The sequence below is a fragment of the Streptomyces europaeiscabiei genome, assembly GCF_001550375.1.
Taxonomy (GTDB): Bacteria; Actinomycetota; Actinomycetes; order Streptomycetales; family Streptomycetaceae; genus Streptomyces; species Streptomyces europaeiscabiei.
On sequence record NZ_LRTR01000412.1, the window covers coordinates 1 to 11,170 of the forward strand.

The 11,170-nt window shown below is 71.6% G+C and carries 8 protein-coding genes; 5 read left to right on the plus strand and 3 right to left on the minus strand.

What is annotated here, in order from left to right; all coding sequences use genetic code 11:
• Positions 1–2,968, plus strand: a 2,968-nt coding sequence (locus AWZ10_RS19795; protein ID WP_060891713.1) for an ATP-binding protein, incomplete at its 5' end; no start/stop codon positions are given.
• A 35-nt stretch (positions 2,969–3,003) separates the two neighbouring features.
• Here AWZ10_RS19795 and AWZ10_RS19800 read toward each other — a convergent pair.
• The 3 genes from AWZ10_RS19800 to panB form a co-directional block, all read right to left on the minus strand.
• Positions 3,004–3,852, minus strand: coding sequence for an ABC transporter permease (locus tag AWZ10_RS19800; protein WP_046709306.1), 849 nt, complete (start codon positions 3,850–3,852; stop codon positions 3,004–3,006).
• The gene (locus AWZ10_RS19805; protein WP_060891714.1) at positions 3,849–4,874 is read right to left on the minus strand and encodes an ATP-binding cassette domain-containing protein; all 1,026 of its coding nucleotides are present in this window, start codon (positions 4,872–4,874) and stop codon (positions 3,849–3,851) included. The genes AWZ10_RS19800 and AWZ10_RS19805 overlap by 4 nt, the downstream gene beginning before the upstream one ends.
• A gap of 449 nt (positions 4,875–5,323) precedes the next feature.
• Complete coding sequence (gene panB, locus AWZ10_RS19810) at positions 5,324–6,190, minus strand: 3-methyl-2-oxobutanoate hydroxymethyltransferase (protein ID WP_046704380.1); 867 nt, start codon at positions 6,188–6,190, stop codon at positions 5,324–5,326.
• A gap of 244 nt (positions 6,191–6,434) precedes the next feature.
• On the opposite strand from panB, the gene AWZ10_RS19815 reads away from it, so the two are divergent.
• The 4 genes from AWZ10_RS19815 to AWZ10_RS19830 all read left to right on the plus strand — a co-directional run.
• The gene (locus AWZ10_RS19815) at positions 6,435–8,012 is read left to right on the plus strand and encodes an MFS transporter (RefSeq protein WP_060891715.1); all 1,578 of its coding nucleotides are present in this window, start codon (positions 6,435–6,437) and stop codon (positions 8,010–8,012) included.
• A 108-nt stretch (positions 8,013–8,120) separates the two neighbouring features.
• A complete protein-coding gene (locus tag AWZ10_RS19820) occupies positions 8,121–8,756 on the plus strand; it encodes a TetR/AcrR family transcriptional regulator (protein ID WP_060891716.1) in 636 nt (211 codons plus the stop codon).
• A gap of 182 nt (positions 8,757–8,938) precedes the next feature.
• Positions 8,939–9,988 carry an endonuclease/exonuclease/phosphatase family protein gene (locus AWZ10_RS19825; protein WP_046704383.1) on the plus strand — a complete coding sequence of 350 codons (1,050 nt, stop codon included), beginning with the start codon at positions 8,939–8,941 and terminating at the stop codon, positions 9,986–9,988.
• Positions 9,989–10,125: 137 nt separating this feature from the next.
• A partial coding sequence (locus AWZ10_RS19830; protein ID WP_060891717.1) for an MFS transporter occupies positions 10,126–11,170 on the plus strand: 1,045 nt, incomplete at its 3' end.

Below are 11,170 nucleotides of genomic sequence, written 5' to 3' on the forward strand. Positions count from 1 at the left end.
CTGGCAGGGCCCGCCCCTCGCCGACCTCCCCGACCGCACCGCCGAGGCCGGCCGCTGGGAGACCCGCCGCCTCGACGCCCACCGCACCCGCCTCACCGCCGCCCTCACCCTGGGCCGCGCCGACTCCGCCCTCCCCGACCTCACCGCCCTCTGCGACACCCACCCCCTCGACGAACCCCTCCAGTCGCTCCGCCTCCGGGCCCTGCGCGACACCGGCCGCTCCGCCGAGGCCCTCGCCGCCTACGAAGACGTCCGGACCCTCCTGGCGGACCGCCTGGGCACGACCCCGGGCCCGGCCCTGCGCACACTGCACGAAGAGCTCCTGGCCGAGCCCCACAAGGGGCGCGGGGAACTGCGCGACCAGCCCCCACCCACCCGCAGGGGAGGGACGGGTAGGGGCGGCGGGGGCGAGAAACCCAACCCGAACTCCCACCCCGCCCGCCCCCCGGGCAACCTCCGAGCCCGCCTCACCTCCTTCGTGGGCCGCGACACCGACATCGACACCATCCGCGACGACCTCACCACCACCCGCCTGGTGACGCTCCTGGGCCCGGGCGGCGCCGGCAAGACCCGTCTCTCCCAGGAGGCCGGCGAGGCGGTCGCCGAGGCCATGCCGGACGGCGTCTGGCTCGCCGAACTCGCCCCCGTCGACGACCCGGCGAACGTCCCCGAGGCCGTGCTCACGGCGCTCGGCGCCCGCGAGACCGTCCTGAGAGGTGCCGGCGCCGAGGAGATGCGCGTCGCGGCGGACCGCCAGGACGACCCGCTGACCCGCCTCGCCGAACACTGCGCCGGACGCCGCATGCTGCTCATCCTCGACAACTGCGAACACGTCGTGGACGCCGCCGCCCACCTCGTCGACCAGTTGCTCCAGCGCTGTCCGACGCTGACCGTACTGGCCACCAGCCGCGAACCCCTCGGCGTACCGGGGGAGTTGGTGCGTCCGGTGGAACCGCTGACGGAGCCCCACGCGCTGCGCCTGCTCGCCGACCGGGGAACGGCCGCCCGGCCCGGGTTCACCGTCGCCGCCGACCCGGAGGCCGCCGCCGAGATCTGCCGCCGCCTCGACGGACTCCCCCTCGCCATCGAGCTGGCGGCGGCCCGGCTGCGCATGTTGACACCCCGCCAGATCGCCGACCGTCTCGACGACCGCTTCCGGCTCCTCACCTCCGGCAGCCGTACCGTCCTGCCCCGGCAGCAGACCCTGCGCGCGGTCGTCGACTGGTCCTGGGAACTGCTCGACGAGGACGAACGGTACGTACTGCGGCGGCTGTCGGTGTTCGCCGGCGGCTGCGACCTGGCCGCCGCCGAGGCCGTCTGCGGTCCCGCCGCGCTGGAGGCGCTCGGCTCGCTGGTCGACAAGTCCCTCGTCGTGGCGGCCCCTTCGGCGGGCAGCGGCACGGGCACGGGGGGCGGCGAGATGCGCTACCGGCTCCTGGAGACCGTCGTCGAGTACGCAGGCGAACGGCTCGACGAGACCGGCACCCGCCCCGCCGCCGCACGCGCGCACCTGACGCACTACCGCGAACTCGTCCGCGCCACCGACCCGTTGCTGCGCGGCTCCGGCCAGCGCGCCGCGATCGAACTGCTGGAGCTGGAGTACGAGAACATCCGCACCGCCCTCAGGTACGCCGTCGCCGAGCGGGACGAGCAGGAGGCGCTCTGTCTGGCGCTGTCGCTGTGCTGGTACTGGCAGATGCGCGATCTGAAGACCGAGGCCCGGCACTGGTCGGCGCAGGTCAAGGAACTCGGCCCGGACCCCTTCACCGCGCCCGCGCGCCCCGTCCCGGACCTGCGCGGGCGCGCCGTCGACAGCCCGCCGCCGATGAGTCCGGCCGTCCTCGACGAGGCCCGGCGCGGGGTGCACCTCGTCCATCTGGCCTGTATGGACATGGAGTTGCCCGCCTGGCAGAACTCCGCGGCCCAGGAGAAACTGCGGGTCATCAGCGAGACCTACCGGCCGGGCCAGCCGCAGACCTGCCGCTTCCCCGGCTTCATGTGGTTCTACGCCGTCCTGCTGACCGGCGACATGCCCCGGCTGCGGGCCATCCTCGACTCCAACATCCGCACCTGCCGCGAACTCGGCTTCACCTGGGAGCTGGCGCAGACCCTGCAGGCGCGGGCCAACATCCTCGCCAACCGCAGCGACTGGGCGGGGGACGCCATCACGGACGCCGACGAGTCGCTGGAGATCTTCGACCGGCTCGGGGACGCCTGGGGCGCCGCCGAGGCGCTCTCGGCGCGCGGCGAGTCCCTGGAACGCCAGGGCGAGTTCGTGCTCGCCGCCGCGGACTACGAACGGGCCATCGCGTACGCCGAACGGCTCGGCGCCAACGCCCAGCTGGGGGTCCTCGGCGTCCGGCTCGGCAGTGCGTACATAGAGAGCGGCGACGCGGAGCGCGGCGAGAAGATGCTGTTCGACGTGTTGGCGGCCGGGCGCCGCGCCGCCGCCCGCGAGGCGGTGCCCATCGCCCGTCTCTTCCTCGCCGTCCGGCTCGGCCGCAGCGGGCGCCCGGCCGAGGCCCGGGAGCAGCTCACCCTGCTGCGTGAGGACTTCCACGCCGCCGAATTCGTGCTCTTCGCCGGGTTCTTCCTCGGCGTCGAAGGCTGGCTGGAGGCGATGGACGGATGCCACGAGGAGGCGCTGCGGATCATGCGCCGGGCGCTGGAGCGGAGCCTGGACCGGCTGTCCCTGACGGTCGCGCCCCATATGCCCGCCGTCCATCTGGTGACCGCCGCCATCTCCTGCGCGGGGGTCGACGGCGGCGCCCGTGCTCTCGACGCGGCCCGGCTGCTCGGAGCCGCCGACGCGCTGCTGCCGCCCAACCACTTCTCCAGCCCCATGGAGGTCGAGGCGCGCGCCGAGGCCGAGGGCGTGACGCGGGCGCTGCTGGACGACGCGGCCTACGCGAGGGCGTACGCCGAGGGCGGCGCCCTCACCCTGGAGGAGGCCGCCGCCCTCGTATGACCTCTGCCGTCACCCTTGCGCCACGGCCTCGGAGGTCAGCTCTTCGTCTTGAACCTGTGGATAGCGATCGGCGCCATCACCGCCGTCAGGCCCACCGACCAGCCGAGCGTGACCAGCAGGTCGTGGGTGATCGGTCCGCCGGTCATCAGCCCGCGCGCGGCGTCCGCGAGGGACGACAGCGGGTTGTAGTCGGTGAAGGCCTGCAGCCAGCCCGGCATGGACTGGGTCGGGGCGAAGATCGACGAGCCGAACTGCAGCGGGAACAGCACCAGGAAGCCCATCGCCTGCACGGACTGGGCGTTCTTCATCGTCACGCCCAGCACCAGGAAGATCCACATCAGGGACGACCCGAAGACGACGGCCAGGCCCACCGCGCCGAACAGCCCGGGCCAGCTGGTGATGTCGAAGCCGATGAGGACACCGACGGTCAGCAGGATGGTCGTGGCGACCAGCATGCGCAGCAGCTCGACGGAGATCTTCGCGAGCAGCACCGAGGACCGGCCGATGGGCAGGGACCGGAAGCGGTCCATGACGCCCTTCTGGAAGTCCTCGTTGAAGCCCGTGCCGACACCCATGGCGATGTTCATGCCCATCATCGCCATCAGGCCCGGCACCACGTACTGCACGTACTGCTCCTGGCCGCCGCCCAGCGCCTGCCCGATGGAGCCGCCGAAGACGAACACGAAGAGCAGGGTGAACACGATCGGCATGAGGACCGCATCGAACATCGACTCGGGGTCCTGCCGGATCCACAGCAGATTGCGCCGGACGAGCGCGCCGGTGTGCCGTGCGTGGGCCCGCAGCCCGATCCGGCCGTCGGCCTGACCGGTCCCGACGGTCCTGGCGGTCTCACCGGTCGTGGGGACGGTGGTGGCGGCGCTCATACGGCGACCTCTTCGTAGGCGGGGGACGGGGTGGCGTCCTGCGGCGCGCCGGCCCTGTGGCCGGTGAGGGACAGGAACACCTCGTCCAGGCTGGGCAGCTCGGTGCTGATCGAGGCGATGGTGACGCCGCGCGCGGTGATCGCGCCGACGACCGCGGTCAGCTGCTCGTCGCTGAGGATCGGCACGAGGAGGGTGTCGGTCTCCGGGTCCACGGTGGTCGTGGCGAGCCCGGTGATGCCCAGGCCGTCCAGCTCCCGGGCCAGTGGCCGCAGATGCACCGGATCGGCCGGCCGGAGCCGGAGCGTACGCCCGCCGACCTGGGCCTTCAGCTCCTCGATACGGCCGCCCGCGATGACCTTCCCCTTGTCGATCACGGTCAGCTCGGAGGCCAGCTGCTCGGCCTCCTCCATGTACTGCGTGGTCAGCAGCACGGTCACGCCGTCGCCGACCATGCGCTTCACCTCGGTCCACACCTCGTTCCGCGTCCGCGGGTCGAGGCCGGTCGTCGGCTCGTCCAGGTACAGCACGGCCGGGCTCCCGATCATGGACGCGGCCAGGTCGAGCCGCCGCCGCATACCGCCGGAGTACGTCGCCGCCGGGCGCCCGGCGGCCTCGGTCAGCGAGAACCGCTCCAGCAGACCGGTGGCGCGGCTCCTCGCCTCCTTCCGGGGCAGGTCGAGCAGCCGGCCGATCATGTACAGGTTCTCGAAGCCGGACAGCTTCTCGTCCACCGAGGCGTACTGACCGGTCAGGCCGATCACCCGGCGGAGCTGGCGCGGCTGGCGTACGACGTCGTAGCCGGCCACCGTCGCGTGCCCGGCGTCGGGTGTGATCAGGGTGGACAGGCAGCGCACGAGCGTGGTCTTGCCCGCCCCGTTCGGGCCGAGCACGCCCATCACCGTGCCCTCACGCACATCCAGGTCGACACCGTCCAGCGCCCTGGTCTCCCCGTAGTGCTTGACCAGCCCCCGCACGGCGACAGCGCCTTTCGCGCCGCTGGCGTTCTTGTCGATTCGTGTCATGAGGACGACGCTCCCAGACCCCACCGACAATCCACCGACAGCCCACCTACACGACCGACGGGGCGCCGACACGCGTGCGGGGGTGGTGGTGGGTGGGGGCGGTGCGCCGGCGGGTGCGGGTCCGGTGGGGCTTCTCGCGCAGCTCCCCGCGCCCCTGGAAGACCAGGCCCCTGAGGGCCTGAAGGACGACAGGCCCTGGGAGCCTGAGAACGGCGGATCCGGCGGGTCGAGAAGCACGGGGCGCAGCCCCCGCTTTTCGGGGGAGCGGGGAACTGTGCGAGCAACCACGAACCACCCGCACCCGCCGACGCATCCGAACCCACCCCCTCCCGCGCCACCACGCGCAAAGCCGCAGCCCGCCGACGGGGGAAGATCGGCGGGCTGCGGTGGTACCGCGGTGGCTCAAACGGCCCTCAGGCCTGGTGGACGGAGTGCTGGTGGACGGAGCGCTAGTGGACTGAGTGCTCCTCCGTCGGGAACGTCCCGCCCACGACGTCCTCCGCGAACGCCTTCGCCGCGTCACCCATGACCGTCCGCAGATCGGCGTACTGCTTCACGAACTTCGGCATCCGCCCCCCGGTCAGCCCGAGCATGTCGGTCCACACGAGGACCTGCGCGTCGGTGTCGGCGCCCGCGCCGATACCGACGGTCGGGATGTGGAGCACCCGCGTGACCTCCGCCGCCAGCTCCGCCGGAACCAGCTCCAGGACGACCGCGAACGCGCCCGCGTCCTGGACGGCCTTGGCGTCGCGCAACAGCTGCTGCGCGGCCTCCTCGCCCCGGCCCTGCACGCGGTAGCCCATGGCGTTGACGGACTGCGGGGTGAGGCCGATGTGGGCCATGACGGGGATGCCCGACTCGACCAGCAGCTCGATCTGGCGGTGCGACCGCTCGCCGCCCTCCAGCTTGACCGCGCCGACCCCGGCCTCCTTGACCAGCCGGGTCGCCGAGCGCAGCGCCTGCACCGGACCCTCCTGGTAGGAGCCGAAGGGCAGGTCGCCGACGATCAGGGCGCGGCTGGTGCCCCGTACGACGGCGGCGGAGAGCATGGTCATCTCGTCGAGGGTGACGGGCACGGTCGACTCGTAGCCGAGATGGCAGTTGCCCGCGGAGTCGCCGACGAGCATGACCGGGATGCCGGCCTCGTCGAACACGGACGCGGTCATCGCGTCGTACGCGGTGAGCATGGGCCACTTCTCGCCGCGTTCCTTGGCGAGGGCGATGTCCCGGACGGTGATACGGCGTGTGCCCTTGCCCCCGTACAGCGCCTTGCTGCCGTCGGAGGGCTTCGTCTGGGCAGCCGAAAGCTGTGTCATCGCTACAGCTCCTTCATGTCATCTCGAGGCACCCTGACGGCGTCCCCGGACCGCTTCCATGGTGGCACCTCGGGCAAGTGAGGGCTAGGGGAGGGCGGTCGGTGTGACCGTTCAGGCATGTGGTGTGTGCCGGACCGCGGTGTGTACCGGCATGCGGTGTGTACCGGTTGCGATGCGTAAGAGTGGGGTAAAAGATTTACGATACGAGACGGTCCCGTATCGAAATAGGTCTAGGGTCGACGCCATGACTACCGCAGTCCCTGACTCCCGCATACCAGCGGTGGTGCACCGGCGCCGCTGGGTGATTCTCGGCGTGCTGATGCTGAGCCTGCTGATCGTGGTGCTCGACAACTCGATCCTCAACGTCGCCATCAAGACGATCTCCACCCCGGAGCCCACCGGCCTCGGCGCCACCCAGAGCGAGCTGGAGTGGGCGATCAACGCCTACACCCTCGTCTTCGCGGGGCTGCTGTTCTCCGCGGGGCTGCTCGGCGACCGGCTCGGCCGCAAGAAGGTGCTGCTCGGCGGACTCGTCGTCTTCGGCATCGGCTCGGCCCTGGCCGCCATGTCGGGCTCCCCGGCGGAGCTGATCGCCTTCCGCGCCGTGATGGGCCTCGGCGCGGCCTTCGTGATGCCCGCCACGCTCGCCGTCCTGATGAACGTCTTCGAGCGCGACGAGCAGCCGAAGGCCATCGGTATCTGGGCGGGTGGCGTCGGTCTCGCCATCGCCATCGGCCCGATCACCGGCGGCGTCCTCCTCGACCACTTCTGGTGGGGCTCGGTCTTCCTGATCAACGTGCCGATCGTCGTCCTCGCGCTGGGCCTGATGATCTGGCTGGTGCCCGACTCGCGCGACCCCGCCCCCGGCCGCATCGACCCCGTCGGCGTCCTGCTCTCCGTCGTCGGCCTCGTCCTCCTCGTCTACGGCATCATCCGGGGCGGCCAGCTCGCCGACTTCACCGATGCCACGGTCCTCGTGACCATCGCGGCCGGCCTCGCGGTCCTCGCCGCCTTCGTCGTCTTCGAGAAGCGCAGCGACCACCCGTCCATCGAAATCTCGTTCTTCAGGAACAAGGTGTTCTCGACCGCCATCGGCGTCATCGGCGTGGTCTTCTTCGCGCTGATGGGCGTGACCTTCTTCTCCGTCTTCTACACCCAGACCGTGCGCGGCTACTCCCCGCTCCAGACCGGTCTGCTGATGCTGCCGCTGGCCGTCGCGCAGCTCGTCTTCGCGCCGCGCGCCCGGCTCGTCGTCGACCGCTTCGGCAACAGCGCGGTGTGCACGGTGGGCATGACGCTGATCGCCGGGATGCTGGCCGCGTTCGCCGTGCTGGACGCGGACACGCCGATCTGGATCCTCGAAGTGATCTTCTTCTTCATGGGTGTGGGCATGGCGCACGTGATGACCCCGCTGAGCGTGGTCATCATGCAGGCCCTGCCCCGCGAGAAGGCCGGCTCCGCGTCCGCGCTCAGCAACACCTTCCGCCAGGTCGGCGGCGCCCTCGGCATCGCCGTCCTCGGCTCGGTGCTGTCCACCGCCTACCGGAACGGCATCGAGGACAAGCTGCCCGCCGGCGCCCCGCACGCCGCCGCCGAGTCCATCGAGGCCACCCTCGGTCTCGCCGCCCGCCTCGGCGAGCGGGGCGAGGCCCTGGTCGGCCCGGCCCACGACGCCTTCCTGCACGCCATGCACGTGACCGCCCTGTGCGGGGCCGGCATCGCCCTGATCGGTGCCGTGGCGATGGCGGTGTTCCTGCCGGGACGGACGAAGGGCGGCCAAGAGGGCAAGGACGAGACGGAGTTGGTCGCCGCGGACCAGTGACCGGCGTCCGCGTACGGCACCCCCACCGCCGCACGCGGGAGAGAATCACCCCGGACACCGGAGCACGACAGCGCCGGCACCCGGAGAACGACAGAGACGGAGCCGACCTTGAGCCTCGCCGACAGCCACGCCGGAGACGGGCGGGTCCGGGACGGGAGTCCCGGACGCGGGCGGCCCCGCAGCGAGGCCGTGGAGCGGTCCATCGTCGAGGGAGTGCTGAAGCTCCTCGAAGAGGGCGTGCCTCTCTCGGAGTTGTCGATCGAACGGGTGGCCCGCACGGCCGGCGTCGGCAAGGCGACCATCTACCGCCGCTGGAGCGGCAAGGAGGCGCTCTTCGTCGACGTACTGCGCGCCGCGGAACCCCCGGACCCCGTGCTGCCCGGCACCTCGATGCGCGACGACCTGGTCGTCGTCCTGGAGGCGGCACGCCAACGCGGGCTGCTCAACCGGCCGTCGGCGATCCTGCACAACGTCATCGCCCAGATGAAGAGCAGTCCCACGATCTGGAACGCCTACCACGCGGACGTCGTCGCCCCCCGCCGCCGGGCCCTCGCCGACGTCCTGCGCCGGGGCCGGGACAACGGCGAACTCCGCGCCGACGTCGACATCGACCTCGTCGGCGATCTGGTCTTCGGCCCCATGCTCGTCCGCACCGTCATGCGCCCGGACGCCCCCCTCCCCGAAAATCTCGCGGAGAACATCGTCGACACGGTGCTCGAAGGACTTCGTCCTTCTGCGAGCTGAGTCACAGTGATGTGCGCGTTTCGTTACAGACGTCGGGACCTGTCCACCGGTTCGGAACTCCGAACAGCGGGTTGTTCGTCCTCGTTCCGTACGGCCGCCATGTGGCGGCAGGATCGACGGCGATCATCCCCTAGGGTCTTTAGGCGCGGGGGACGAAGCGCACGGCAGGTTGTGAGGACGGTATGGCGCAGGCGTACATGACGGAGACGGGCGACGGCGGCACGGGTCAGGGCCGCGAACAATCCCGGCTCCGGCGCCTGCTGAGCCGCCTCTTCGGCGGCTGGAGAGGGGACCGGCGGATCTGGCGGCGCGGCATCGTCCTCGCCGTACTCGCGTTCCTCGTCGCGCTGTTGATGGTGCTGCACGCCCAAGTCCCCAACGCCGTCGGCAACCTCGGCAGCCTGACCGAGACCTTCCTGCCCTGGCTGGGCGTCGCGATCCCGCTGCTGCTCGTCCTCGCGCTGGTCCGCAGGTCGGCGACCGCCCTCATCGCGCTCCTCGTGCCCCTGGTCGTCTGGCTGAACATCTTCGGCGGACTGGTCTCCAGCAAGACCGGCAACGGCGGTGACTTCACCGTCGTCACCCACAACGTGAACGCGGACAACGCCGACCCGTCCGGCACGGCCGGCGAGGTCGCCTCCTCCGGCGCGGACGTGGTGGCACTGGAGGAACTGACCGAGAGCGCGATGCCGGTGTACAAGAAGGCCCTGGCGGCGACGTACCCGTACCACGAGGTCGTCGGCACCGTCGGGCTGTGGAGCAAGTACCGGATGAGCGACACCAAGCCCGTCGACATCAAGCTCGGCTGGGAGCGCGCGATGCGCTCGACGGTGGCGGCGCCGGACGGGCCCGTCGCCGTGTACGTCGCCCATCTGCCCTCGGTACGGGTCAAGCTGGAGGCCGGGTTCACCGCCCGCCAGCGCGACAAGAGCGCCAACGCCCTCGGCGAGGCCATCGCCGACGAGCCGATCCAGCAGGTCGCCCTCCTCGGCGACCTCAACGGCACCATGAACGACCGCGCCCTGAACGCCGTCACCGCCCAGATGCGCTCCACCCAGGGCGCCGCGGGCAGCGGTTTCGGCTTCAGCTGGCCGGCGGCGTTCCCGATGGCCCGCATCGACCAGATCATGGTCCGGGGCATGGAGCCGACGGCCTCGTGGACCCTGCCGGAGACGGGCAGCGACCATCTTCCGGTGGCGGCGCGGGTGACGATCGACACGTCCGGGAGCTGACGGAGCTGGTGGGACGGTCGGGGGCGCGGAGGGAATAGGGCCCGGGTTCGAGTTTGTTCCGTCAGTGAACATACGATGGGGACCGAATCCGGTTCCCCTTCCCTGCCCTCCTGCTGTCTTTGAAAGGTCTCTCCGCCATGCCCTTGGCCCTGCTCGCTCTCGCCGTAGGCGCCTTCGGAATCGGCACGACCGAGTTCGTCATCATGGGCCTCCTCCCCGAGGTCGCCGGCGACCTCGGCATCTCGATCCCCGCCGCCGGCCACCTCGTCTCGGCGTACGCGCTGGGTGTCGTCATCGGCGCCCCGCTGCTCGCCGCCGTCACGGCCCGGCTGCCCCGCCGCAAGGTCCTGATCGGGCTGATGGTCCTCTTCGTCGTCGGCAACGCCCTGTCCGCCCTCGCCCCCGACGAGCACTGGCTGCTCGCCGCCCGCTTCCTCAGCGGTCTCCCGCACGGTGCCTTCTTCGGCGTCGGCGCGGTCGTCGCGACCGGCCTCGTGGCACCGGAGCGCAAGGCCCGCTCGGTCTCGCTGATGTTCCTGGGCCTGACGATCGCCAACGTCGCCGGCGTACCGGCCGCGACCCTCGTGGGCCAGCACTTCGGCTGGCGGATCACCTTCCTCGGCGTGAGCGCGATCGGCCTGGCGGCCATCGCCTCCCTGGCGCTCCTGATCCCGCACGACCGCGCGGCCGCCCCGACGACCGGCCTGCGCGGCGAACTGGGCGCCCTGCGCTCGCTCCCCGTCTGGCTCGCCCTCGGCACGACCGTCGCCGGCTTCGGCGCGCTCTTCTCCGCCTACAGCTACATCACGCCGATGCTCACGGACTCCGCCGGGTACGCCGGGACCAGCGTGACCCTGCTGCTCGCGCTGTTCGGTGTGGGGGCGACCATCGGCAACCTGGCCGGTGGCCGCCTCGCCGACCACTCCCTGCGAGGCACGCTGTTCGGCGGCCTGGCGTCGCTGATCCTCGTCCTGGCCCTGTTCCCGGTCCTGATGTCCGCCCAGTGGAGCGCCGCCCTGGCCGTCCTGCTCCTCGGCGTCGCCGCCTTCGCCACCGGCTCGCCCCTCCAGCTGATGGTCATGGAGAAGGCCGCCGCCGCCCCCTCCCTCGCCTCCTCCGCCAACCAGGCCGCCTTCAACCTCGCGAACGCCGGCGGCGCCTGGATCGGCGGCCTCGCCCTGG